We start from the raw sequence: 25,791 nt of genomic DNA on the forward strand, positions 1-25,791 counted from the left end.
GGGGTACGGCGATGAAACGCCTTAACATTTTCACCGCCGGAGTGGCATCGCTGGCGGGCCTCCTTTTCGGTTTTGACACAGCCGTGATCTCGGGCGTCACCACCGCGCTCCGCAAGGTGTTCGAACTGAGCGACGCCGGGTTGGGGCTTACCGTCGCGGTCGCGCTTCTCGGTACCTGCGTCGGCGCGCTGGGTGCCGGGCTCGTCGGCAACCGGCTCGGCGGGCGCGATACGCTCAAGATGGTCGGTTTCCTCTTCGCGCTGGCGTCAATCGGCTGCGCCTTCGCGCCCGACATCTACGTCTTTGGTGTTTCACGGCTGGCGCTCGGCGTCGCGGTAGGCGGCGCGTCGGTGCTGGCACCCGTCTATATTTCCGAAATCGTCCCCGCGCGGCACCGCGGCTTCATGGTCGGCCTGTTCCAGTTCAACATCGTTCTGGGAATTCTGCTCGCCTATCTCAGCAACTTCCTTGTGGGGCAGCTTGTAGGCGGGATCGACGTTTGGCGTTGGAAAGTCGGCGTGGCTGCGGTCCCCTCGATCTTCTTCTTCGCGATGCTGTTCGCGATCCCGCAAAGCGCGCGCTGGTTGGTGTCGAAAGGCCGTATCGCCGAGGCCGAGGCCAGCCTGCGCCGCGTCGGTGCGCATGAAACGCTCTCCGAGATCAGCGCTCCAGAGGAAGGGCAGGGCCGCCTGAACTGGCGGCTGCACAAGAAGCCGATCGTTCTGGCGGTGTCGCTGGCGTTCCTGAATCAGTTCACCGGTATCAACGCCATCCTCTACTATCTCAACGACATCTTTGCGAGCGCCGGCTTCGGCAACGTGTCGGGGGACCTGCAGGCGGTAGCGGTCGGCCTCGCCAACCTGCTCGCGACACTGGTTGGCATGACCTTGATCGATCGGCTTGGACGCAAGACGCTGCTGGTTACGGGCGCGTGCGTCATGGCGATCGCCCTGGCCGGCGTGGCGCTGGTAATGGGCAGCGGCCAGGGTTCGCAGTATCTGCTCGCCTTGCTCGTCGTGTACATCCTCGCCTTCGCCTCTTCGCAGGGCGCGGTCATCTGGGTCTATCTGTCCGAGATCTTCCCGACCTCGGTCCGCTCGACCGGTCAAAGCATGGGCAGCGCGACTCACTGGATCGTCAATTTCGCGATCACGCTGCTATTTCCGATCATTGCGGCACATGCGCGGGGCCTGCCCTTCGCGGTGTTCGCGGTCATCACGTTGGCTGGGGCCTTCGCGGTCGCCCGCTTTTTCCCCGAAACCAAAGGTACGTCGCTGGAAACGCTGGCCGGCACCATCGGCCATCACTGAGGAAATCTGAGATGTCGCAATTCCGTCTTAACCGCGCCGAGTTTCTCCGGGGCCTGGGTGCCAGTGCGGCGCTGGCGGTCGCGCCGGGCGCATGGGCGAGCGCGCGCCCTGCAAGAACTGGGGCTATCCACACTGATCGTGCCGAGTGGCATCTCGGACCCTTCTTGCGGTCTGCGACCACGCCCGTGCTCAAGCCCGACCCGAACGCCGTCTTCGACGACCCGATGCACAAACGTCCCGACGCTTGGATGTCAGCCCACACCTTCAACCCCGCATCGGTCGTGCGCGACGGCAAGATGGTCGTCCTGTTCCGTGCGGAAGACCGCCCGGACGAAAAGATGATCGGCTTCCACACGTCGCGCCTGGGCTATGCGTCTTCCGACGACGGCCTGCACTTCACCTATCGTCCGACGCCGGTGCTTTATCCCGACAAGGACGACCAGCAGCACGCCGAATGGGATGGCGGGTGCGAAGATCCGCGTCTGTGCGAGGGGCCGGACGGAACCTATTACGTCACTTACACGCAGTGGAACCACGACCGCACGCGATTGGGCATCGCCTCGTCGCGCGACCTGATCCATTGGCAGAAGCACGGGTCGGCGTTCGCTGGCACTGCGTTCGAGAACCTCTCGACCAAATCGGCCGCGATCATCCAGCGGATCGACGGCGGGCGTATGAAGGCCGCGTTGATCAACGGCGCATATTGGATGGTGTTCGGCGAGGGGTTGATCCACATCGCCAGGTCGACCGATCTGATCCATTGGTCACCGGTCGTCCTGCCCAATGGCGAGCCAATGGTGCTGATGGCGGCGCGACCGTCGCTCTTCGACAGCGAGCTTCCCGAAGTCGGTCCGCCGCCGCTCGTGACCGAGCGCGGCATCGTTATGCTCTACAATGGCAAGAATTCCGAGAATGACGCGTATCGCGATCGCTCAATCGGTCCGGGCGCGTATTCCGGCGGCCAGGCTTTGCTGGATCTGCGCGACCCGACCAAGCTGCTGGCGCGCAGCACCGTCCCGTTCATCAAACCGGAATTACCTTGGGAGAAAAGCGGGCAGTATCAGGCGGGTACGACCTTTCTGGAAGGGCTGAGCTATTTCAAAGGACGCTTCTATCTCTATTACGGCACCGCCGACACCTATGTCGGCGTGGCGGTAGCGCCCGCGCCTGCCTGGGTGACGCGTAGCGCAGCGGAGCGCTGACAGGGTGACGCATCTGGCGATGGCGGCGCGTCGGCCAGCACGGCGGACGTCTTCGCGACGGAAAGCCGGCTCCGACGCGCAAGATGCGGAATCGGCTTAACAGGGTTGATGGTCGCAAAGGGCGGCTGGGTCATTGCGACCGGGTGCTCGCGTATGGCCTATCTGCAGCTCCAGCCGCCCATACCGTGTTCGGCATCGATTGCAGCGTGAACCGCAATTCGCCACCCGCCATGATTGGATCGTGCCGCACATATGCGTGAGTCACGGGCCCGCCATTCAGGCTGACGGATGCGACATAAAGGCCGCGTGCATCCCACAGGATTTTCCAGCCAGGTTGTTCATTGATCCATCCCCAGAGGAACAACGCGCGATAGTGTCAACACAGAAAACACAGGAACATAGCAAGCCACGCGTTCACTCTTTGTAAGTGTCACCGTAGGGGCATATTGATCAGCAATGCGAGGGGTTCTCCCGCAAATGAAGTAATGACGTTAGAAAACGTCTGCGGTCAGATTTTTTCGTTGTCCTCCGCGAACTGGACTAATACACATAGGCACCAGCGGGGGTTGGCGTCCGTATTTTTTGTTCCCCGGTTCCAAAATCGTTCGGACCTGAGGGGGCTCCAATGGATTTGCCTGATCCCGTGACGCCGCTTACGCCTGCCGAACAGGCGTTCGTCGCGACGCTCAACACTACATGGACGCGCGATCAGGTGCTCACGCGCCTAAAGGCCGACCTGCAGACGGCGGTCGAGATCGAACTCGCGACGATCCCGATCTATCTTTACACTTATTACTCGCTCGTCCGGAACAATGAGAGCGGCGAGACGATCAGCGACGCCCAGCTCTATGCCAATAAGGCAGGCGGCATCATCATGAGTGTGGCGGTGGAGGAGATGCTCCATATGTCGCTCTCATCGAACATCCTGTGGTCGATGGGCGTGATGCCGCAGCTTTATGGAAAGGCACCGGGTGCCTATCCGACCGGGCTGCCCTATCATAATCCGCAAGGACCGGCGGGCCCGGACGGCAAGACTGCGGTACAAATCCCGCTCGGGAAACTGAGCTTCGAGCAGCTCTGGCACTTCCTCCAGATCGAATATCCCGAGCAATGGAACGCCCCGCCGCAGGACAGCAATTGGGATACGATCGGGCAATTCTATTCGTACATCCGCTGTCTGCTGAGCACCCAGTTCCTCGAAGATTCGGACTTTCAACGTGGGTCGGTGACCCATGCGATCCAGCCCTATAATTACTCGCCCAACAACGTCGACACCGTCTATCCCTCGGCCGGGTTCGATCCATGGAAGCCTGCGCCGCCAGCGGCGGTGAGCTGGGCCGATCCGGTACAGGGGGCGGCAGCGGCGGCAGTCTATCCCGACGCGGACGACAGCCATGCGGGGGCGACCCAATTGGTCGCGATTCGTTCGATCCGGGACGCCGCGACCGCGATCGACACGATTTGCGATCAGGGCGAGGGCGTGCCGATCCAGCCTGTCGGCCCGAGCGCCTATGACGACCCGTCCAAGTCCGAGGAATCGCACTATGTGAAGTTCCTGACGCTGCAGGCACAGTTCGCCGACTATGCCGGTACTGGAGAAGTGCGCCCGGCCCAGCCGCCTGCGCCGGCGGAGGTGATCCAGCCCGCCGTCACCAGCCAGGCGCTGCTCGATGCGGGCGTGCTGGTAAACATGCCCGAAAGCCCGCTCGCGGCGAGCTACCCCGAACATTATGTCGACATCGCCAATTTCTGCAGCGCCTGCTTCCAGTACATGCTGGTGATGACCGAGACGATCTATCTCGTGCCGCCCGAGCAGCAGAAAGTCTTCTTCAACGAAGGGCTGCACCGCTCGATGATCTGGGTGCTCGATAAATATATCCGCACGATCCGCCAGATTCCGATCCCGACCGGAGACTATGCGGGCATGATGATGGGCCCTACCTTCGAGCATGTTTCTCTTGGCGACCAAAAAATCTCGTTCCAGGGGCTGACGGACTTTGGCAACAAGGCGATTGCGGCCGCCAACGCGTTGATCGCGCGGTGTGACGTCAGTGAGGTGGTCGAGCATGTCCAGACGCTGTTCGCGCCCGGTGCCAACACCGCCAAGGCAATGAAGATCGAGAAGGCCGATAATGACCTGATCGGCGTGCTGAAGAACGTCATTTATTATGTCGGCGTCGCCATCTCCAAGACCGGCACCAACAACGTACCGATGCACTTGCCCGATGTTGGCCCGTATTGGACCGCCGCCCAGAACCAATGATCGCCTGCGAGAGGAACGACCCATGGCATCCTGCTCCACCCCGACCCCGTCGCCAGCCCCCGCGCCGGGCGTTCCCGTGCCGACGCCGTATCCCTATGCCGCCGAGCCCGCCTTTCCGGGCTATGGGGTGATTGGCCCGCAGCCCGAGGGGTTGCCGCTCCACGCCTGTATGGGGCTGAACGCCTGCGCCGGGTCGGATCGCTTCGGCCTGTTCGGCGCGCCGGGACGCGAACCCAATGCTTGTGCCGGGCAAGGTTATTGCTCGACCGGTGCCGATCATACCTGCCACGTCCAGAATGAGTGCAAGGGGCAGGGCGGCTGCGGCCTCTACGGCACCGGCGAGGAGATGAACAATCCCGGTGCCAATGCCTGCCGCTCGCAAGGATCGTGCGCGACGCCGATCAATGCCGAGCGGTTCAGCACCAACGGGCCCAACCAGGGGCAAAGCGTCTGGCTGCGGGCGCGTGCGGTGTTCGAGGCGAATTGGGAGGCGACGCGGCTGGAACTGCTCGCGACGCAGAAGGGTGGGGCCAGCCAGCCGCTGCCGGCGACGCTCGGGCCACCGCCGGCGGCCTTCGCGGGCACCGGGCCCAGCTATCTGTGGATTTCGGGCGATAACGATGCGCGCGGCAACATGACCGCGTGTGGATCGAGCGGGATGAGCGGTGCCGGTGGCTGCAGCTGACGGCAAGCTGGCGGGCCTGCCCCGGCTTGGGCTGGGGCTGGGCCTGCGCAATGTGCATTTCGACGCGATCCTGTCGGGCGAACCGCAAGATCTGTGGTTTGAGGCGATTTCCGAGAATTTCATGGATTCGGGCGGTCGCCCGCGCGCGATCCTCCATGCGGTGGCCGAGCGCTATCCGGTCGTGCTCCACGGCGTCTCGCTGTCGATCGGCAGCACCGACCCGCTCGACCGCGCCTATCTCGCCTCGCTCAAGCGGCTGGCCCAAGACATTCGCCCGGCCTGGGTCAGCGACCATCTGTGCTGGACGGGCGTGAACGGGCACAATTCGCACGATCTGCTGCCGATGCCGCTCACCGAGGAGAGCCTGGCGCATGTCGCGGCGCGCGTCCGGCAGGTGCAGGAGCTGCTGGAGCGTCCGCTGATCCTCGAAAATCCCAGTTCCTATGTCCGCTTCGCGCAGTCGACGCTGAGCGAGCCCGATTTTCTGCGCGCGCTGGCGGAGGAAACCGGCTGCGGGCTGCTGCTCGACGTCAACAATGTCTATGTCAGCTGCTTCAACGCTGGCAGCGATCCGATCGCCTATCTCGATGCCTTTCCGTGCGAGCGCGTCGTCCAGATGCACCTCGCCGGGCATCAGGATTTCGGGACCCATGTGATCGACACGCATGACCGCCCGGTGCGGGCTGAGGTTTGGGAGTTGTTCCGCATCGCCTGGGCGCGGACCGGCGGGGCCGCCACCTTGCTCGAATGGGACGATCATATTCCCGGCTTCGACGACTGCCTCGCCGAGCTGCGCAAGGCGGAACGGTATATGGCGGGTGACACCGTGTCGTCCGGGGCGGCCGAGTGCGTGCGCGGCGGCGACGGGGTTTCCAACCCGGTCGGCTTCCTCATCCCTCGCGCGATGGCAAGCGTGATGGAGGATGCGGCGTGAGCGTGCTGGCAGACATGCAAAGCCGGATGCATGCCGCGCTGATCGACCCTCATGCCGATCCGGCGGCGCAGGCGCTGTTCGCGCACGACGGCAGGCTTGGTGCCGCGGGCGGATTGGCGATCTACCAGCGCGGCTATTTCCTGCGCATCGCCGCGTGCATGCGCGAACAGTTTCCCGCGCTGTGCCATGCGCTTGGCCGGGCGCTGTTCGACGATTTCGTCGCCGACTATATCCGCGACTGCCCGCCCGAGCGGCACACGCTCTACGATCTCGGCCGTCGCTTCGCGGACTGGATGGAGGCGCGCCGACCCGATGGCGACGCGCCTGAGGCCTGGGTCGATTTCATGATCGATCTCGCCCGGTTCGAATATGCGGCGTTCACGATGTTCGATGCCGAGGGAAACGAAGGCAATGTGTTTGCGACCAGCGACACCGCCGACAGCGCGCTGCGTCTTCAGCCTGCCTTTGCACTGGGGCGCTATCGCTTCCCGGTTGCCAGCTATTATCATGCGGTGCGCCGCGGCGAGGCACCGCTGTTGCCCGCGCCGGAGCCTTGCCATGTCGCCCTGGTGCGACGCGACTACATCACCCGCACCGTTCCGCTGAGCGCGCCACATTATACCTTCCTTGCGGCGATGCTGGCCGGCAGCGATGTAGACGCGGCGTTGGCACGCATCTCGGCCCGCTTTGGAATCGATCCCATGATGGCAAGGGACATGTGGTGCGGCGCGGCGGGTAGCCGCGAACGCTGGATCGAATGGGGTCTCTTCGTCGCCGTCGATGCGGGACCGGTCAAAGATATTTAAAACGGAGCGATGGAGCGGAGGTCGGCGCGAAATCGCAAATTGCGTCTCCAACGTCCGCCAGCCTGAGCCGTGCGCCTATCCAGCCTGGAACCTGTGCTTTGGCCGGGCTAGCATGCTACACCGCCTGCTATGTCAAAATCTCAAAGCAATCGCGGCACCGTCGAGGTCGATGGCACTATCTATGATTGGCACCTCCAGCGTGAGCCGCATCAGGCGGATGACGAAGGTTGGAAGGGAATGACGATTGCCCTTCTCCAGCGCGATGCCAAACGCGCAGCATGGGTGCAATTCCCGCCGCCCAAGCGGCTCTTGAAGGGCTTGCCGCGCGGTCGTCTCCAACTCGATGACGCAACAATTTCGCGGTGCGTGCGCGCCGCCACGGCGGCCGGTTGGGAGCCGATGTCGCGGGGCAAACCGGTGGTGTTCACCGTCGATGCCGAAGGTAATTGAAGCGGCAGGCGATCGACGGCATGGTGGCGACCCTCTCGGGCGCGAGCGACGCGGCCAGGGTGGCAGGCGATATCGAGATCGCGAAGCCGCACGTGAAGATCGGGCAGTTGGTGGCGGAACGGGAATTCTTGTCGAAGGGGTTCGCGCGATGCGCGTCGCGCGGCGGCGACAGATGATCGAGCGGGGGGACACAAGGAAGCCTGCGAATCATCGGCTGACGTGATCCAGGGCTATGCCATCGCCCAGCCGATGGACAAAGCCGCTTTCCTTTCGTGGAGCCAAGGCGAAGTGCGCTGGGCGGCGGTCGGCTAGGGTGCACTGTCCTACACTAACCATATCGGTTAAATACGCGGACATGCAGAACCTCGTCCCCACCGCTCGCCCGGTGCTCGCGTTCGAGCCCGTCCCCCGCAAATATCGCTATGACGGCTGGACGCCCGAGCGGCAGCGCGGCTTCATCGCCGCGCTCGCCGAAACCGGGTCGGTCACCGCCGCCGCCCGGCGCATCAACATGAGCGCGGAGGGGGCCTATTACCTCCGGCGACAACCGGGGGCCGACGGCTTCCGCGCCGCCTGGCTCGCCGCGCTCGATCACGGGGTGCAGCGCCTGGTCGATGTCGCGATCGAACGCGCGATCGAGGGCGTGCCCGTCCCGGTCTTCCACAAGGGCGAGCAGGTCGGCGAACGCCGCTGGTATAATGACCGGCTGACGATGTTCATCCTGCGCCACCATCTGACCGACCGCTATGGCGGGCCCGGCCTCGCCCCTGGCACGCGCAACCGCGCGACGATCGAGCGCGAGGCCGCCGAGAATTGCCCGGTGTGCAAGGCGCGCAACCCGGCATCCATGTCCGAGGCAGACCGCGCACGCGCCGGTGCAGAGCGCCACGACGATTTCATGCGGCACTACACCAATAAGGTTAAAGTCGAACGCCAGGCGCGCTTGCGCGGCGACATCGTCGCGGCCGATTTCGCTCTGCGCCAGTTGACCGAAATCGAGTTCATCTTCTGCGTGATCGACCGGCCCGACGCGATCGTCGCGTTTTGGAACGACATGTTCCTGCATCTCGATGATCCCGACCCGGCGGCAGGCACCGAGGATTCCTTCGAGGCGCGGCGCGCCTTGCTCCAACAAGCGCGCGAGGCGGTATGGGCGCAGGACGCCATGCTGCGTCCCGCGCCGATGACGCAGCGTGGCCTGTCGAGCGCCCTTGCCAGCGGCGCGACGCTCGACGCGCGCAGAACAGCCCGAAAGGAAGCCTGCACCCAAATGGCCGCCGCCCAGGCGCAATGGGAAGCCGCCGCGACCGAGGCGGGCTGGCGGGCTTGGTGTTCGCGGGAGGGGGCGGAGGGATAGGAGGCAGGAGTTATGGATTGAGTTGGACCGCAAACGGAATGGCGGTTCGTTGCTGTCCCAATGCATAGCGGACATCGCCCGGTATCCGCTTATACATGCGCCGGGTATTTAGTTTGAGCCGGCGGGCGACTAGGCTTCACTAATGCACGACGAACCACGGCCGGGAACCCTTGCCAGCAATCTCGGAGATCCCATTCTCCTCACTAACGTAAACCTTTGCGGGGTGACCGCAGAGGCCAAGCAAGGTCCGGGTGAGATCGCTGTTTGGGTGCGGATGGCGATCGATTCGGACACGCCGCACTTTCAGATTATCGTGGAGGGGCTGGTCAGCGCAATCGAAGGATGCCTGAGCGCAGCCGGTAAATCTGCGCAGCTACGTAGCGCTAATCAGATATTGCTGGTCGTCCGCTCGGACGACACCGCCGAACTCTGGGTCGACACGGCGGCGCAGGTTCAGAATATCACGCTAAAGCGCAGCATGACGGGCGGCTCACCGATTTTCGAGCGCGATATCGCGGACGTGACCGGAGTCGACTTCCCCCTCGTGGAAATCGGGCCAGATGATCGTGTTGTTTGCATCTTCCGTGTGAACTGGCGATTTGGTCTGTTCTTTCATCTCGACACGGACAGCAAACTCGACCGCGAGGTGATGAAGCGCGTCCTCGGCGACCTATATCGTACGCTGCGCTATCGGCATCTCTATGAGATCACCTCTGACGGCGATTTGCTAAATAAGTTGTCGCAAGCTGGGTGGTTTCCGTTTGTCGAGATATTGTCGGAGTTTAGAGACCTAGCGGGCGCTGCCCGGAACAATTTCGACCTGAAGCCCGCGGAAGATGCGCTTCTTGCCAGATTCAACAAGGCCCGCCTCGACGCGATGCTAGCGCGCTGGATGTCGAAGTCGCATTATGCGGACAAGGAACCGCTGCTTCGCTCCGCGATCAACACCTATCTGGCGGGCGAACCGACAGCAACGATCAAGATCGTCCTAACGGAGATCGAGGGCATATTGGCTGCCGCCCACCGAGCGGCGCATGGCACGAGCGCGAAAACTAAGACCCTAATCAAGTTCGCGCTCGAAGCTGCCGCTCAGAAGGCTGGAGCTGCGAACACGCTGCTGTTCCCTGCGGTATTTGGTCGGTATCTCGCTGAATATACCTTTGCCGACTTCGACCCGAACGGTCCGCTGGGATCGGCAGGCTCGCGGCACGCCGTGGGGCATGGCGCGGCTGATTCGGCCTCGTACACGCAGGTCCGGGCGCTGCAGGCATTGCTCACACTCGATCAACTCAGCTTCTACGCCTGATCAGCGCGAAGTTGCGCCCGAGCACGCTCCGCCGCTTCTGAACGAAGAGCGGCTTCTGGGATTCTAAGCCAGATCTCACAATGCCTGGTATTAGGGCGCGAAGCGGGCCAGACGATCATCTCTTTCCAGTTGAAAGCGAGGTGCTATGCTTCGTTGCCACAAATCGGTGCGCTATACGACAGGGCGCAGCGAGCGCTTATTGCTTGGGGGAGCGCGTTGATGATTGCTCTTGGTCGTCTGATCGCATTGGCTTGGCTCATCGCTTTGTGCGCACCCGTAAGCGCACAGCAAAAGGGGCCATTAAAAAGCGATTTTCCACAGCAATTCGCATTCGGAACGCCAAACAACGGCGGAAGCTTGCACTTTAAGTCCGGCGTGCTGAGTCATTACGGTCTCTCCCCGAATGCGGTCGCGGAGAAAGCGATCGACATCCTGAATTTTCAACAGCAGGCCTGGTCCACATCTTTACCAATTTACTGGGATATTTATCTTGAGGATCAACGCCTCGATAAAACCGGAAATCTGGGAGCGACGACTTACTCACGAACCAGAAAAGTGGCTGGTGCCACCTATCCCGGCCCAAAAGCATGCGTGCTCCTGATAACGCTCAAAGCCATCTACTCGGAAGCCGAAGTTGCGGACTTCGAAACGGTTTTCGAATACACTCTCGCTCACGAGGCCACGCATTGCTTCCAGCGAGCAACCGCTAGCGCGCAATCGGAGACCGTCGGCTATTCGCCCGCCGATTGGTTTATGGAAGGCTCTGCCAACTGGCTGGCGGGTGACTTCCTGCAATCAGAGGGAAAATCCTACCCGAGTTTTTTTTCGGAGAAATTCGAAAAAGATCATCTGTCCGGGATGCTCAAAAGCAAAGGCTCCTGGCACTTCTTTTTCAAGTGGTTGGAAGGGGCTCAGGCACTCGGTAGCCGCGAACCAGTCATGGGCTTTATCAAAGCCATGCTCAATGTGCCCTGGGCATCGTGCGTCGAGCCGATACCCGTGGAGACCTTCGCGGAGGAACGCCCGCATAGTTACGACGATCACTGCGCCGGGACGGCGTCGCCTTATGAAGAGGCAATGCCCAAATGGTTTGTCGGCAAAAACTACAAACTGTCCATGATCCTTTCGCTTTTCGGATCGGCCGTAGTGCGTGGGAGCGTTCCGGGAATCAAAAATCCAGATAAATTTTACTCCGAGTGGGAAATCCACAGCACGATGGCGGATTATGACGCGCGGGTCTCGGCTTGGGCCGTTAAGCCCACCGCGCGCGCGCCGCTCGGCAAATTCCCCGTGAATCCCGCAGCTATTGCTGGAACGGGCGAAATCGATCAACCGAACCGGTTCGGCTTTGCCGTTTACAAAATTATCCCGGTCGACCTCATATTTCCGAAACCGCGCGTATTTTTTTGGGGCGTCGAGAAACCTGATCCCAATGCATGGGTCACTCTTTCGCGCAGCACGTCCGATACGCGGCTTGGCGACGATCGATGGATTCCGTCGCCAACGCTGAGCGGTCAATGGGTATCTGTCGGTATTGTAGAGGAGGGTGCCGGCGAGGAAGCGAACCTGCTCATCACCTACACGCAGTAAGGCAACACCACGACTTCCAGAGGCTAGAGGTCCAAAGCGTAAGATATCGGCCCTCGGCGCACGGTCTGGGCGAATGGGGCCGCACAGCGTGTTTCTGGCCCTCCCTCCCTAGGCTCAGCCATCTGAGGATCGTGGGCCGACGAAATGAACGACTGCTTTCAAAGTTGCCGCCCGGCGGGCTGTACGACCGGGATCGGGCGCATAGCGGTCACCAGCAAATCCAGATCGTCTTCCGTCCCTGCGCCCCCAGCCTGCTACCCCTCATCCCCCATCCGCAGCGCCGCAATAAACGCCTCCTGCGGGATGCTCACGCTGCCGTATTCGCGCATCTTGAGCTTGCCCTTCTTCTGCTTGTCGAGCAGCTTGCGCTTGCGGCTGGCGTCGCCGCCATAGCATTTCGCGGTCACGTCCTTGCGCATTGCGCTGATCGTCTCGCGCGCGATCACCTTGCCGCCGATCGCCGCCTGGATCGGGATCTTGAACAGATGGCGCGGGATCAGTTCCTTCAAGCGCTCGACCATGCCGCGCCCGCGCACTTCGGCGGTGCCGCGGTGGACGATCATCGACAGCGCATCGACGGGTTCCTCGTTGACGAGGATGCTCATCTTGACGAGGTCGCCCTCGCGCTTGCCGATCTGGGTGTAATCGAAGCTGGCATAGCCCTTGGAGAGCGACTTCAGCCGGTCGTAAAAGTCGAACACGACTTCGTTGAGCGGCAGCTCATAGGTCGCCTGCGCGCGGCCGCCGACATAGGTGAGGTCCTTCTGGATGCCGCGACGGTCCTGGCAGAGCTTCAGCACGCTGCCGAGATATTCGTCGGGGACATAGATCACCGCCTGGATCCACGGCTCGGAAATGCTCTCGATCTTGTTGGGATCGGGCATGTCGGCGGGGTTGTGCAGCTCGATCGTGCCGCCGCCATGCGTCAGTTCGAGCTCGTACACCACCGACGGCGCGGTGGTGATGAGGTCGAGGTCGTACTCGCGCGTCAGGCGCTCCTGGATGATTTCGAGGTGGAGGAGGCCGAGGAAGCCGCAGCGGAAGCCGAAACCGAGCGCGGCGCTGGTTTCCATCTCGAAGGAGAAGCTCGCGTCGTTGAGGCGCAGCTTGCTGATGCTTTCGCGCAGCTTCTCGAAATCATTGGCGTCGACCGGGAACAGGCCGCAGAACACCACCGGCTGGACTTCCTTAAAGCCCGGCAGCGCCTCGGCGGCGGGGCGCTTGGCGTCGGTGATGGTGTCGCCGACGCGGGTCTGCGCGACTTCCTTGATTTGCGCCGTGATGAAGCCGATTTCGCCGGGGCCGAGATCGGTCAATTGCTCGATCTTGGGGCGGAAACAGCCGACGCGGTCGACCAGATGCAGCGTGCCGGCCTGCATGAACTTGATCTGCTGGCCCTTCTTCAACACGCCCGCCATCACGCGGACGAGGATGACGACGCCGAGATAGGGGTCGTACCAGCTATCGACCAGCATCGCCTTCAAGGGCGCATCGGCATCGCCCTTGGGCGGCGGGATGCGGGTGACGATCGCTTCCAAAACTTCGGCGATGCCGATGCCGGCCTTGGCGCTGGTCAGCACGGCGTTGGAGGCGTCGAGGCCGATCACTTCCTCGATCTCGGCCTTGACCTTGTCCGGGTCGGCGGCGGGGAGATCGATCTTGTTGATGACGGGCACGATTTCATGATCATGCTCGATCGACTGATAGACGTTGGCGAGTGTCTGCGCCTCGACGCCCTGCGCGGCATCGACCACGAGCAGCGCGCCTTCGCACGCGGCGAGGCTGCGGCTGACTTCATAGGCGAAGTCGACATGGCCCGGCGTGTCCATCAAGTTGAGGACATATTCGATGCCGTCCTTGGCGACGTAGCGCAGGCGCACGGTCTGCGCCTTGATGGTGATTCCGCGTTCCTTTTCAATGTCCATATTATCAAGGACTTGTTCGGACATTTCGCGGTCGCTGAGGCCGCCGGTCGCCTGGATCAGGCGATCGGCGAGCGTCGACTTGCCATGATCGATATGGGCGATGATGCTGAAATTGCGGATGTTCTGAAGAGGGGTCACGAATTCGCCCGGTTGTGTGCTGGAAACAGAAGAGGGGGCCATAGCATCGCCTGCACGCCTGCACAAAGCCCGTCATCATCGCGGTCATCTCTATGCCGCCTGACGCAAATCGGATATCGAGCCAGCGTAACGACTCTAAGCGGGGGCAGGGTATGTCGAAAATCGTGACCGGGATGGCGATGGCAGCGATCATCGGGAGCATGCCGATGCAGGTCGCGGCACAGCGACTGGCCAAGCCGTCGGGCACGCAGAAGCTGCAGGAAGCGACGATGAACGACGTGCCGCACTGCGCGCGCAAGCACGGCACGATCTCGATCGTCGATGGCGACGATTCGCGCGGCTGGACCCAGTACAACCTCGCGCCGCCGCAGAAGCTGCTCAAGGTGCTGGTGCAGCGCTCAGGCTGCTTCAACATCGTCGATCGCGGCAGCGGCTTGCAGGCGGCGCAGCGCGAGCGCGATATCGGCGGCGATCTCGGGCTGCAGCGCGGTTCCAATGTCGGCCAAGGCCAGATCAAGGCCGCCGACTATGTCCTTCAGGCCGAAGTGCAGGGTGCCAACAGCAACGCCAGCGGCAGCGGTGTGGCAGCCGGGCTCGGCGGCCTGATTGGGGGGCCGATCGGCGGGATCGTCGGGGGCGTGCGCAGCCGCAAGATGGAAGCCAATGTGGTGCTGTCGATCACCAATGTGCGCACCACCGAAACGCTGGCGACCGAGGACGGCTATGCCGCCAAGAACAGCCTCAGCTTTGGCGGCGGCGGCGGCGTGTTTGGCGGCGTTGCGGGCGGCGGCGTGATTGGCGGCGGCTATGACAATACCGATATTGGCCGGATCGTGACGCTGGCGTTCATCCAGGCTTATTCCAAGCTGGTCAACGAGCTCGGCTATGTGACGCCAGGCGACACCGGCACCGCCGAAGCCGCGCCTGCCAAGACCTTCACCGCGCAGGGCCCGCTGGCCTTGCGCTCGGCGGCCAGTGCGACTGGCCGCGTGCTGCGCACCTTGCCTGCCGGTGCGATCGTTTACCCGACCGGCAACAAGAACGGGCTGTGGTGGGAAGTGGCCGACGAGAATGACAATGTCGGCTGGGTGCTCAACACCAAGCTCGCGCCGTCGCGCTAACGGGCGGGCTGGCGGCGGCGGGGGCGGCAGGCTAGGATGACGGATCGTTTTAGGAGACGTCGCCCATGAAGTTTGCCATCCCATTTGTCGCCGCCAGCCTCGCGGTTGGCTTTGCTACCCCCGCCATGGCCGCGCTGAAGGTCGGCGATACCGCGCCGAACTTCACCACCGAGGCCGCGCTTGGCGGCAAGACGCACAGCTTTACGCTGGCGACCGCGCTCAAAAAGGGGCCGGTGGTGCTGTATTTCTTCCCCGCCGCCTTCACCTCGGGCTGCACTGCGGAGGCGCACGCCTTTGCCGAGGCGGCGGCCGATTTCGAGAAGCAGGGCGCGACGCTGATCGGCCTGACCGCGGGAAATGCCGAGCGGATCAAGGAATTCTCGTCGGTCGAATGCCGTGACAAATTCCCGGTCGGGCTGGCCACGCCTGCCACGATCTCGGGCTATGACGTCGCGCTGCCGCAAAAGGCCGGCTGGACCAACCGCACCTCCTATGTGATCGCCACCAATGGCAAGATTGCCTACGTCCTGTCCGAGATGAAGCCCGAGGGGCACATCACCGGCACCTTGGCGGCGGTTAAGGCGCTCAAAGCGAAGAAGGGCTGAGCGCGCGGTTCGCTTTGACCCGTTCGCCCTGAGCCTGTCGAAGGGCCCGTGTCGCAGGCGAGAGCTCGCTCGTGGACAGGGTGCTTCGACAGGCCCAGCACGAACGGATTGGGGGCTAAAGTCTGACGCTCTAGTCCCCGCAGAGCGGAGAACGCCTGATCGGCGGGTCTTCGACCCCGGCCGTGGCGAGCGCATCGAGCGCCGCCGCAAGACGGTCGGGGCCGCGCCCGCCTATAAGCACATAGGCCAGACCGCGCCGCTCCAGTTCGGCACGCGACAGATCGAAGAAACGCTGCCGTTCCGTCGCACTGCCAAACAGGCGCGTGCCATCGTCGATCCACGGCAAATCGATGTCGAGCAGCAAGTACAGGTCGGCGGTGTTGTGCCACGCGTCGAACCACGGGTCGCGCGTGCCGAACAGCATATCGGCCCATACCGCCGTCATCAGCGGATCGGTATCGAGGAAGAGCGGGTTGGCACCCGTGGCACGGGCCGCCTGTGTCATCGCATCATGCGTTTGCGCGATCTCGACCAGATCCGCCATGGTGAAGTCGGTGCCGTGGGTTTCGGCGAAGGTGCGGCCATATTCGGGCACGAACACCGTCGCATAATGCGCGGCGAGGTGTTCGATCAGCGTCGATTTGCCGGTGCTTTCGGGCCCATGCAGGCAGATCAGGGTCATGCTGCAGCGGCCTTTCGTGCAACCCGTTGCCAGTCGATCAGGCCCCAAATCGCCAGCGCCAGGAAGATCGCGTACAGCAGCATCGTCAGCCACAGGCCCTTGGCGGCGTAGAGCCCGATCGAGCCGATATCGACCACGATCCACAGCCACCAGCTTTCGACCGCGCGGCGCGATTGCAGGATCTGCGCGGCGACGCTCATCGCAGCGAGCGTCGCATCGGCCCAGGGGAAGGAGGCGTCGGTAAAGCGGTGCATGCCATATCCCCATAGCGCCGCCGCCAACAGGCACCCGATCGCCCAGGTCAATCGTGCGCGGTTGGTCATAAGCCCGACCGACACCTCGCCCGTTTGCGCTCGCGCGCGCGACCAGTTCCACCAGCCATAGATTTGGACGACGAAGAAAAACACCTGCAGCACCGCATCGCTGTACAGCCGCGCATGGAGAAAGATGACCGCGTAGAGCGCGACCATTGCCAGGCCGAAGACATAGTTCCAGATGCTGCGCAGCACGACCAGCGTGACATTGGCCAGGCCAAGCAGGAACGCGACGATTTCGAGAGCGGTCATGGCATTGAGCGGTAGCAGCGGGAGCCGCCGCGCGTCGAGCATCGATGCACAAAGGGCCGCCCGGTCACCCGGACGGCCCCTTGGCTTAGCGCCATGCCGCGATCAGAAAGCGATCTTCACCGTCGCGCGGTAGCTTTGGTTGGAGATATCGCTTCGGCCCGCAGTGGTATCGGCTCCGACCGAGAGCGTAACGTCCTTGGCGGTGTAGGACAGACCGCCGCCGATCTCGCCCCAATCCTTGTCTTGCGCGGCCAGCGCGAAGGATGTGTTGGGCCCGACGCCGCCAACGAAATTCGCACCAAAGGCGCTCGGCTGGTTGCGGAAGGCGTGCACATAATAAGCCGAAAGATACGGTTTGAAGGTCTTGCCGCCGCTCAGATTGACGCCGCCCAAGGCCTGAACGCTGTTGGAGGGAAGTGGGGCGATCCGCAGTGCGGTGCCGCCGCCTGTTTCGTTGGTACCCGCCCAGTCGATCTGGCCTGCACGCAGCGCGGCGCGCGGCGTGATCTTAAGGCCGCCGCCGAGGCCGATATCATAGCCCAGGCCGAGCTGGGTCGAATAGGTCAGTGAACTTTCGTGCCCGCGCAGCGTGAAGGGCGTTCCGACCAGCGAAACGTTGCGGCGCGTGGTCGTGTCGAGGAAGCCCAGGCTGGCCTGAACATCGAAAGTGAGCGGCCCGACCAGTGCGACCTTGCCATAAGCGCTGGTCTGGAACAGGTCGGCCCGGGCATATTGGCCGCCGGTCGTCGAGCCGCTGGCCTTGGTGTAGGAGAAGGACATGCCGACGGCGGTGCGGCTGTCGAGTTCGCCTTCAATGCCACCGACGACGTAGAACCCGTCAAAGGTGTCGCGCCCGCCGAGCGGAACGGCGGTCGGCATCGGTCGGCTATTGCCGTTGAGATAGCCCGCCGCGATGTAGCCGTTGACCGTGTCGGGCAGCTTGCCCGGGCGCAGCGCCGTATCGTTTGCGGTGAGGGCAGCACCGCTGGCGACGACATCTCCCGCCGCGCGGCTCGCCGCGAACATCAGCGGATTGCCGATGATCGCGAGTGTGCCGTCAACATCGCCATGATCGAGATTGGCCAGGCGAGCGGCAGTAAACCGCTGCATATTGTCCACCGCCAGCGTGCCGAGCGCGCGCTTCAGGGTCTGCTCACGCGGCGCAAGACTGTCGAGCGTGCCCTGGATCGTGGCCGCGTTCTGCAGATCGAGCGGGCCATAAACACCGGCATAGGTGTTGTAGATGCTGCGGTTCTGGTCGAGCAATTGCGCATAAGCGCGCTGCACCGGCGAACTGCCAACGACGTTTGCATACAATCCGGCGTCGATCGCCACCTGCACCGCATTGGCGGAATAGATGAAGCGCGGGGTAAGGATCGCACTGAGCGCGGTCGGGGCCGCATAGGTGCCGGTGATGCCGCCTTGCGCGGTCAGGATCGTATAGACATCGCCATAGCGAATCGTGTGGCCCGCGACGGGCGCGAAGCCAACGATCCCGCCAACGCTCGCAGCGCCTGTGACGGCGAGCCTATCGGACGTGCCTGCCGGGCCAAGGTCGATAAACTGCACCGTTCCCGACGACAGCACCAAATTGCCGCCGAAGGTGATCGTGCCGATGGTCCCGGCGGTGCCGGGCATGATCATGCCGCTCACACTGGTGAAGAACGGCGCGTTGAAGCGCCCCGCACCGGTGATGCCGCCCGTCAGCAACAGATAGTCGCCCGCCGATGTGATCGTGCCGTTATTGGTGACGAGGCCCTGCAACTGGTTGATGTTGATCAGGCTGGTCAACGAAGCGCCGCTGTTGACCGTCAATTTGGCGGCAGAGCCATTGAGCGTCAGCCGGTCGATCGTCACCGCCGATCCGAGCGTGGTGGTGCCGGCGGCCGCCAACGTTACGTCGAAATAGCGCGCGTTGATCTGATTGACCGAGTCCGGATTGATATTGTTCGGCACGAAGTTGGTTGCACCGGGCAAGCCGTTGGCGAGCGTGGCGGCGGGGAGCGCGGTCGAGCTGGCAGTGGTCCCCGGAACGGGGTTGGTGACCGCGACGCCGTGGTCGTAATAGACGCCGGTTTTCACGTCATAACAGACGTCATAGGCGGCATTGGGTTCCTGATCGCAGATCTGGCCGAATTTTCCCGATGTGCCCGTGGTGCCCTGACCTGCCGTGGTGGGCACGCCGTTGACCAGCGCGCCGTTGACGATGACGTTATAGGCGGGATCGAGGTTGGTCACCCAATGCGTCGGGTCGGTCCAGTTGCCGTCGCCCGCAAGCGTGCTGACATAGCGATACGGGTTCGCTGCGGCGATATAATCCCAATAGAGATAAAGCGGCTGGTAGAAGGCGCTGGTGCCGTAGCTGCCCGAGGGCTGCGCGCTGAAATAGCGCGTCCCGCCCGAGAGCACCGCGATCACCAATTGCTTGGCATAGGTGCGGTCGAGGATCAGCGGACCACCCGAATCGCCCGGGCCGGTGATCCCTTCTCCAGGCAGGGCGTTATCCTTGAAGATATTGAAGTCGAAACCGTTGGTGCGGCTGTTGGGCGCACCGCTGCTGTCAAAGTCGATCTGATAGAGGTTTTGAGGACGGCCGCGTGGCGTGATGCCGAACAGGCCGATATCAATATCGTCCAGCGATCCGAGCAAGCCCAGATAGTTCTCTGCCAAGCGCCGCCGATAATCGACGCCGACCGAACTGCCGCTGGTCGCCGTCCCGGTGTTGCCATAGCCGGCGATGGCCACGTGATAGCCAGTGCCAGTCGTGTCGCTGATCGAGGCGGGTGCGGGCAGCGCCGAGAATAGCAGCGCCCAGGTCGGCACGTTCGCGGCGGGCGTGTCGAGCGATGCGACCGCGACGTCCGCCTGTAAGAAGTTGTTCGAAAGCCCCAGATCAAGCGAGCGCGCATTATATTGCACTTGGTTGACGTTATAAAGATAGTCAGTGATCGAGGTCAGATATTTGGCCCCGCCAGCCGTGCCGTTGAGCCAGTGCCCGAACGCCGAATTGCCCGCGAGATTGTTATTGGCCTGAAACCCGAACGCGATCGGCAACTGGCCGGTATCGGTGCCATAACCCCACGGGTTCATGGCGGTGCCCGTCGGACTTTCATTCACGCAGTGCGCCGCGAAAATGACGGTACGCGGGTTGATCAGCGTGCCGGTGCACAGGCCGATGAAGCCGGTCTTCTGGTCGATGATCATTTGCCCGATGCCGGTGACATTGGTCGGGTCGCGATCGGTCACCGACGTCCCTGGCGGCGCTATAACAATGCTCGGGTCGGAAACGGGCGCTGCCGCAACTGGGGCAGCCGCGATCGCGTTCTGCGGCTCGAGCACATAGGTCCCACCGCCAGCGGCCACCGGGGCGTCGTTAAGCGTCGCGGCGTGAGTCGCGCCAGCGGCGACAAACGACCATGTTGCAGCGGAGGCGAGGAGGACTGCCCGTGCAGCGGGCGCACGTGTGCGAAGCTTAACCATATAGAGACTCCCCGTTTTTTGGCGCGGCCCCTGCTGCGCCGTTGTGGATAGGAGGCTAAATACGGGTTTTCAGAAGCTCAAGGCGTGGAAGGTCCGCAATGGGCGCATTCTGAAATATTTCAAAATAATGGCATTTTTGTGGCATAAATGCAACATCGCCTTGCTCTAAGCGAAAGCGCACGACAGGTGGCTAAGCCCGTACCGGACTGTTTATTGGGATGGTGGGGGGCGTTGGAAACAGCCGGAGCTACCGTGATCGGCAAACTACCCGCCGTATTTCAGCAATGGTCGGGGCGATAGGATTCGAACCTACGACCCCTGGACCCCGAGACCAGTGCGCTACCAGACTGCGCCACGCCCCGACACATTGCAGGGCGCAGCGCGTAGCCGCAGGGCGCGGCGGTAGCAAGTCAAAAAATTGCCGCGCGCAAGGATTGCCTGACCGCGACAGCCTAAAGAAGGACGGCAAGCATCTCTTCGATCGTCGCGAATTTTTCACGGGGGGCACCCTGACGCGCGCGCGCAACCTCGGCCGCTTCAATCTTCTGCCAATCGCGGAAGGTCACGATCGCAACGCCGCGCGCGGCAAGCAACGCGTCGAGGTCGGCGCGGCCGCGTTTGCCGCTGTCGGCCGGAATGTCCTCTGCGATCAGTTCCGCGATAGCGAAGCCGTCGGGGCGGTTGGTGCCGATCGTGCCGGTCGGACCGCGGCGAGCCCACCCCACCGCGTACAGCCCGGGCGCGATCCGTCCGTCGACATTCGCAAAACGCCCCAGCTTTTCGTCATAGGGCACCCCGGCGATCGGCGGCGTACGATAGCCGATGCAACTGACGACCAAGCCCGCAGGAACCGCATAGGTTTCCCCGGTGTCGTGTACGGTCCCAAGATCATCGATCGCGGTGCGTGCGACGACGACGCGCTCGGCACCATGTTCGCCCTCAATGCGAAGCGGACGCGCGAAAAAGTCGAAGACGATGTGGATGGGCTTATCGTCGGTGCGTTCGGAAAACGCCCTCAAATGCGCGATCGATTTTCGCAAGCCTGGTTCGAGTGCTGCATCGCTTTCGGGTGGCGGCAGGTCGGAAGCGTCGACCACCGGAAGCGCCCGCGAAAGATACGCGAGCTCGCCGAGTTCCTTCGGGGTCATCGCGATCTGCTGCGGCCCGCGGCGCGAGAGGATCGTGATGGTCGCCAGCTCGGTTGCGCGCAGTCGCCCGAGCGCATGGGCGGCGATGTCCGACCCGGTGAATTCGTCCTCGGCTTTTGCGAGAATCCGGGCAACGTCGAGCGCGACATTGCCGGCCCCGACGATTACTGCATCGCCGCGGGTGAGCGGCGGATCGAGATCGGCGAAATCGGGATGGCCATTGTACCAGCCGACAAAAGCGGCCGACCCGATCACGCCCGGCAAGTCATCGCCCGGCACGCCCAGCGGCTTGTCCAGCGGCGCTCCGGTTGCGAGGATGACGGCATCATAACGTTCCAGCAATTCGCCAATGGAAACATCGGTTCCCACCGTAACATTGCCGACAAACCGCACCGTTTCGCTCAGCGCGACGCTTTCATAACGGCGTGCGACCCCTTTGATCGACTGATGGTCTGGGGCAACGCCGCTGCGGATCAATCCATAGGGTACCGGCAAACGATCGATGATATCGACGCGCGCTGCGTCACCAAACGTCTTTTGACAGCCTTCTGCGCTATAATAGCCTGCGGGGCCGGAGCCGATGATCGCGATGTGGCGCATTGGGGCTCTCCTGTGAGGCGTATCCTAGCGCGGGGTTCGGCGGCGGCAAGATGCGTTGGCTCTAGCGCCAGGGCCGACGATGACGATAGAGATACAAATGAAACGAATGTCATGTTGGCGTCGCGTTTAGGCCATGCGAAGGGGCCGATGCGATCATAATGATTTTACCCGAGGACAGGAATTCCATGAACAGCGCCCCCGTTTTCTACGATGCCTCGGGGCGCCGCCGTCGGCGTTTCGCGGTGGCGGTAACGGCGTTCGTGCTGTTGATCGTGGTGGCGATTGCCGCGCTTGGAGTTTCGATCGGGGCGGTGCCGCGCGCGCCGTTGCTGCCGGTCGAGGCGGAGCATGCCGCATTGACCAAGCTGCCACCGCCGCACGAGCCGCTGTTGAAACGGGCACGGCATGACCTGAACGATTATGCCCGGCTGCTCGGTGCCCGTCCCAGGGGAGTCGGCGTGGACCAGCCGTTGGCGATTGCCTTTCACGCGCCATGGGATGAGTCATCGGCGGCATCGCTCCGTCGTAATATCAATGAACTGGACTGGCTGATTCCGGGCTGGGTCTCCGTGACGGGGCCAGATCACAAGGTCACCGTGTTTCGCGATGTTGCCGGGCGCGAGATCATCAACCGGTCGCCGCACCGCCCCTTGATCTTGCCGATGGTGCAGAATGCGGTGAACGGAAATTGGGATCCGCGCGGCATGGAGGCGCTGCTGCGGGTACCTGCGCAACGCAAGGCGCTGCTCGACAAGCTCGAGCCCTGGCTGGCCGCAAACCATGCGGGCGGCGCGTTCTTCGATTTCGAGGAGCTTACCCCCAAGGGACAGGCCGATTTTCGTACGTTTCTCGCCGAGGCGCGGGCGCGGTTTATCAAGCACAGCTGGGTGATTGCGATCGCCGTGCCGATTGGGCAGGCCGATGGCGAGAATGGCTGGAATCTGCAGGCGTTCGCCCCGGTGGTCGATCGCATTTTCCTGATGGCGTATGACGAGCACGAGCCAGGCGGGGAAGCGGGGCCGATCGCGTCGCAGGCGTGGTTTGAACAGTCGGTTGCGCGGGCGGCGCATGGCTTGCCGCGCAGCAAGGTCGTCGTTGCGATCGGCAGCTATGCCTATAATTGGCACGATCATACCGGCGAGCCGCTCGCGATCGACGAAGCGTGGGAAACCGCGCGGGAATCGAGCGCGATGCCCGTGTTCGACAAGGCCAGCGGCAATACCGGCTTTGCCTATCAGGAAAACGGCAGCCGTCACGAAGTGTGGATGCTGGATGCAGCGTCCGCCTATAACCAGCTGCGCTTCCTCGCGCGGTCGGGGCTGGACGGGGTGGCGGTCTGGCGATTGGGGTCGGAGGATCCGGGACTGTGGTCGATCTTTGGCCGCTCGCACCGCACCTTGCCGCCCGCGTCCGCCATCGAGAAGATTCCGGCTGGCACCGATGTTGACATCGATGGCAGCGGCGAAATCCTGAAAATTGCAGGCGTGCCGGTGCAAGGCGTTCGGCGCGTGCAGACCAACAAGAATGGCGCGATCGCCAATGTCGCGTTCGAAACCTTGCCTTCCCCCTATATCGTCGCGCGCACGGGCTATAAGCCCGGGCTTGTCGCGCTGACCTTCGATGATGGTCCCGATCCGACCTGGACCCCCAAGGTGCTCGATATCCTGAAGGAAAAGAAGGTGCCCGGAACCTTCTTCATCGTCGGCGAAAATGCTTTGACCCAGCGGCCGCTGCTCGAGCGCATGGTCCGTGAGGGCCATGAAATCGGCAGCCACACGTATACCCATCCCAATCTGGCCGGCGCGTCGCTCGCCGAGACGACCTTTCAGCTCAACACGACGCAGCGCTTGTTCCAGGCCTTTACCGGCCATTCGCTTCGTCTGTTCCGCGCGCCCTATTTCGGCGACGCCGAGCCAACCACCGCCGACGAAATCGATCCGGCGCTGCAGGCGCAGGATCGTGGCTATATCTCGGTCGGGCTGCACGTCGATCCGGGCGATTGGAAACGCCCAGGCACCCAGAATATTATCGATACGACCGTGGCCCAGGTCACCGATCCGACGGCGAAGTGCGACCCCGCCAATCCCGAACCGCAATGCAGCCGCAACATCGTGCTGCTCCACGACGCGGGCGGCGATCGCTCCGAGACGGTCGAGGCGCTGCCGCAGATTATCGATCAGCTGCGCGCCAAGGGCTACACCTTTGTGCCCGTATCGACGCTCGCCGGTATCCCGCGCGACGTCGCGATGCCGAAGCTGTCCGCGAGTGATCAGGCAGCGGCTGCGACCGACCTGTTCATCTTCAGTGCGCTTGGCGCGATCGTCATCGGGCTGGGATGGATCTTCTTCTTTGCCATCACCATCGGCATCGCGCGTGCGGTGATCCTGTCGGCGCTGGCGCTGATTCAGGCGCGTCGCGAGAGCCGGACGATCTTCCCCGAGATCGACCCGACGCGCTTCGTCACCGTGATGATCCCTGCCTTCAACGAGGAATTGGTGATCGAGCGCGCCGTGCGCGGCGTGCTCGCGTCGACCGATGTGCGCGTCGAAGTGATCGTGATCGATGACGGGTCGAGCGACGAGACCAGCGAGGTCGTCGCTTCCGCCTTTGCACAGGACCCGCGCGTGAAACTGCTCACGCTCGAAAATGGCGGGAAGGCGCGGGCACTCAACCACGCCCTCGCGCTGGCAACGGGCGAGATCGTGATCGCGCTCGATGCGGACACCCAGTTCGAGCCGACCACCATCGCGCGGCTGGCACGCTGGTTTGCCGATCCCAAGATCGGCGCGGTGGCGGGCAACGCCAAGGTTGGCAACCGTGTGAACCTGCTGACCAAATTCCAGGCGGTCGAATATATCACCGCGCAGAATCTGGAGCGGCGGGCGCTGGCGCGGCTTGATGCGATGACGGTGGTGCCAGGCGCGGTCGGTGCATGGCGGCTTGCCGCGATCCAGCAGGTTGGGGGCTATCCCGACGATACGCTGGCTGAGGATCAGGACCTCACCATTGCGATCCAGCGGGCGGGCTGGAAGGTCACCTATGATCAATATGCCATCGCCTGGACCGAATCGCCCGAGACGGTGAAGGGGCTGGCCAAGCAGCGCTTCCGCTGGGCGTTCGGCACGCTGCAATGCCTGTGGAAGCACGGCATCATCATCGCGACGGGCAAGCCGCGCGGGCTTGCCCGTGTCGGCCTGCCGCAAGCGATCCTGTTCCAGATCGTGTTCGCCGCCATTTCGCCGATCATCGATCTGGCGCTGATCGTCAGCTTCGTGACGACGTATCTTGCGGTGCAGGCGCATGGCTGGGCGCAGACCCAGCATGATGTCGAGAAGATGCTGATCTACTGGCTGGTGTTCACCGCGATCGATCTGCTCGCGGCGACCGTGGCGTTCGCGCTGGAGCGGCGGGAGAATTGGCGGCTGCTGTGGCTGCTCATCCCGCAGCGCATCGGCTATCGCCAGATCATGTATTACGTTGTGATCAAGGCGATTGCACAGGCGTTGCGCGGTCCACGCGTCGGCTGGGGCAAATTGGTGCGCACAGGACGCGTACAGGCGGGGTGACGCGCGGGCGGGAGGGTTTTGCTATATGCGCGTCGATACAGCTATCGTATGGACGGG

General features: G+C 63.0%; 18 protein-coding genes, 1 tRNA gene and 1 pseudogene. 14 read left to right on the forward strand and 6 right to left on the reverse strand.

Going from position 1 to position 25,791, the window contains the following annotated elements; translation table 11 throughout:
* Nucleotides 1–11 precede the first annotated feature (11 nt).
* From ON00_RS16245 to ON00_RS16295, 11 genes and pseudogenes are all read left to right on the forward strand, one after another.
* On the forward strand, nucleotides 12–1,310 hold the full coding sequence (locus ON00_RS16245) for a sugar porter family MFS transporter (RefSeq protein ID WP_010407600.1): 1,299 nt from the start codon (nucleotides 12–14) through the stop codon (nucleotides 1,308–1,310).
* A gap of 11 nt (nucleotides 1,311–1,321) precedes the next feature.
* A complete protein-coding gene (locus ON00_RS16250) occupies nucleotides 1,322–2,512 on the forward strand; it encodes a glycoside hydrolase family 130 protein (protein ID WP_010407601.1) in 1,191 nt (396 codons plus the stop codon).
* Nucleotides 2,513–3,137: 625 nt separating this feature from the next.
* Entirely contained in the window at nucleotides 3,138–4,775 is a 1,638-nt protein-coding gene (locus ON00_RS16255) for a ferritin-like domain-containing protein (RefSeq protein ID WP_010407602.1), read from the forward strand.
* 22 nt (nucleotides 4,776–4,797) lie between these two features.
* The gene (locus ON00_RS16260) at nucleotides 4,798–5,460 is read left to right on the forward strand and encodes a hypothetical protein (RefSeq protein WP_010407603.1); all 663 of its coding nucleotides are present in this window, start codon (nucleotides 4,798–4,800) and stop codon (nucleotides 5,458–5,460) included.
* Nucleotides 5,461–5,467: 7 nt separating this feature from the next.
* Nucleotides 5,468–6,394 (forward strand): MNIO family bufferin maturase, encoded by a 927-nt coding sequence (gene bufB / locus ON00_RS16265; RefSeq protein WP_211207176.1) that lies wholly within the window; start codon nucleotides 5,468–5,470, stop codon nucleotides 6,392–6,394.
* A complete protein-coding gene (locus ON00_RS16270; protein ID WP_010407605.1) occupies nucleotides 6,391–7,200 on the forward strand; it encodes an HvfC/BufC N-terminal domain-containing protein in 810 nt (269 codons plus the stop codon). The genes bufB and ON00_RS16270 overlap by 4 nt, the downstream gene beginning before the upstream one ends.
* Before the next feature lie 129 nt (nucleotides 7,201–7,329).
* A complete protein-coding gene (locus ON00_RS16275; protein WP_010407606.1) occupies nucleotides 7,330–7,650 on the forward strand; it encodes a hypothetical protein in 321 nt (106 codons plus the stop codon).
* A pseudogene (locus ON00_RS16280) lies at nucleotides 7,650–7,837 on the forward strand (IS3 family transposase); the annotation flags it as partial. The gene ON00_RS16275 and the pseudogene ON00_RS16280, both read left to right, overlap by 1 nt.
* A 168-nt stretch (nucleotides 7,838–8,005) precedes the next feature.
* A complete protein-coding gene (locus ON00_RS19945) occupies nucleotides 8,006–9,007 on the forward strand; it encodes a hypothetical protein (protein ID WP_010407609.1) in 1,002 nt (333 codons plus the stop codon).
* Nucleotides 9,008–9,149: 142 nt separating this feature from the next.
* Nucleotides 9,150–10,313 carry a hypothetical protein gene (locus ON00_RS21065; protein WP_029623006.1) on the forward strand — a complete coding sequence of 388 codons (1,164 nt, stop codon included), beginning with the start codon at nucleotides 9,150–9,152 and terminating at the stop codon, nucleotides 10,311–10,313.
* Between the two features lie 219 nt (nucleotides 10,314–10,532).
* The gene (locus ON00_RS16295; RefSeq protein ID WP_154651355.1) at nucleotides 10,533–11,903 is read left to right on the forward strand and encodes a hypothetical protein; all 1,371 of its coding nucleotides are present in this window, start codon (nucleotides 10,533–10,535) and stop codon (nucleotides 11,901–11,903) included.
* A gap of 254 nt (nucleotides 11,904–12,157) precedes the next feature.
* On the opposite strand, the gene lepA is transcribed toward ON00_RS16295, so the two are convergent.
* Nucleotides 12,158–13,966, reverse strand: a complete 1,809-nt coding sequence (gene lepA / locus ON00_RS16300) for a translation elongation factor 4 (RefSeq protein ID WP_010407612.1) — start codon at nucleotides 13,964–13,966, stop codon at nucleotides 12,158–12,160.
* Between the two features lie 152 nt (nucleotides 13,967–14,118).
* Here lepA and ON00_RS16305 point away from each other — a divergent pair, with 152 nt between their 5' ends.
* Together ON00_RS16305 and ON00_RS16310 are read left to right on the forward strand one after the other, a co-directional pair.
* Complete coding sequence (locus tag ON00_RS16305; RefSeq protein WP_010407613.1) at nucleotides 14,119–15,087, forward strand: CsgG/HfaB family protein; 969 nt, start codon at nucleotides 14,119–14,121, stop codon at nucleotides 15,085–15,087.
* A 65-nt stretch (nucleotides 15,088–15,152) separates the two neighbouring features.
* Nucleotides 15,153–15,692 carry a redoxin domain-containing protein gene (locus tag ON00_RS16310; protein WP_010407614.1) on the forward strand — a complete coding sequence of 180 codons (540 nt, stop codon included), beginning with the start codon at nucleotides 15,153–15,155 and terminating at the stop codon, nucleotides 15,690–15,692.
* 130 nt (nucleotides 15,693–15,822) lie between these two features.
* Here ON00_RS16310 and ON00_RS16315 read toward each other — a convergent pair whose 3' ends face one another.
* The 5 genes from ON00_RS16315 to ON00_RS16335 all read right to left on the reverse strand — a co-directional run bounded on the left by ON00_RS16315 (nucleotide 15,823) and on the right by ON00_RS16335 (nucleotide 22,168).
* Nucleotides 15,823–16,374, reverse strand: a complete 552-nt coding sequence (locus ON00_RS16315) for an AAA family ATPase (protein WP_010407616.1) — start codon at nucleotides 16,372–16,374, stop codon at nucleotides 15,823–15,825.
* The gene (gene pnuC / locus ON00_RS16320; RefSeq protein ID WP_029623010.1) at nucleotides 16,371–16,940 is read right to left on the reverse strand and encodes a nicotinamide riboside transporter PnuC; all 570 of its coding nucleotides are present in this window, start codon (nucleotides 16,938–16,940) and stop codon (nucleotides 16,371–16,373) included. Before pnuC ends, ON00_RS16315 begins: the two co-directional genes overlap by 4 nt.
* A gap of 102 nt (nucleotides 16,941–17,042) precedes the next feature.
* Entirely contained in the window at nucleotides 17,043–20,420 is a 3,378-nt protein-coding gene (locus tag ON00_RS16325) for an autotransporter outer membrane beta-barrel domain-containing protein (protein WP_083834130.1), read from the reverse strand.
* 285 nt (nucleotides 20,421–20,705) lie between these two features.
* Nucleotides 20,706–20,782: transfer RNA gene (locus ON00_RS16330), tRNA-Pro, on the reverse strand.
* Nucleotides 20,783–20,872: 90 nt separating this feature from the next.
* Nucleotides 20,873–22,168 (reverse strand): FAD-dependent oxidoreductase, encoded by a 1,296-nt coding sequence (locus ON00_RS16335; protein WP_010407621.1) that lies wholly within the window; start codon nucleotides 22,166–22,168, stop codon nucleotides 20,873–20,875.
* Nucleotides 22,169–22,353: 185 nt separating this feature from the next.
* Here ON00_RS16335 and ON00_RS16340 point away from each other — a divergent pair, with 185 nt between their 5' ends.
* A complete protein-coding gene (locus ON00_RS16340) occupies nucleotides 22,354–25,734 on the forward strand; it encodes a trifunctional glycoside hydrolase family 18/polysaccharide deacetylase/glycosyltransferase family 2 protein (RefSeq protein ID WP_010407622.1) in 3,381 nt (1,126 codons plus the stop codon).
* The last annotated feature ends 57 nt before the right edge of the window (nucleotides 25,735–25,791 follow it).

This window comes from Sphingomonas echinoides ATCC 14820 (assembly GCF_000241465.1).
Taxonomy (GTDB): domain Bacteria; phylum Pseudomonadota; class Alphaproteobacteria; order Sphingomonadales; family Sphingomonadaceae; genus Sphingomonas; species Sphingomonas echinoides.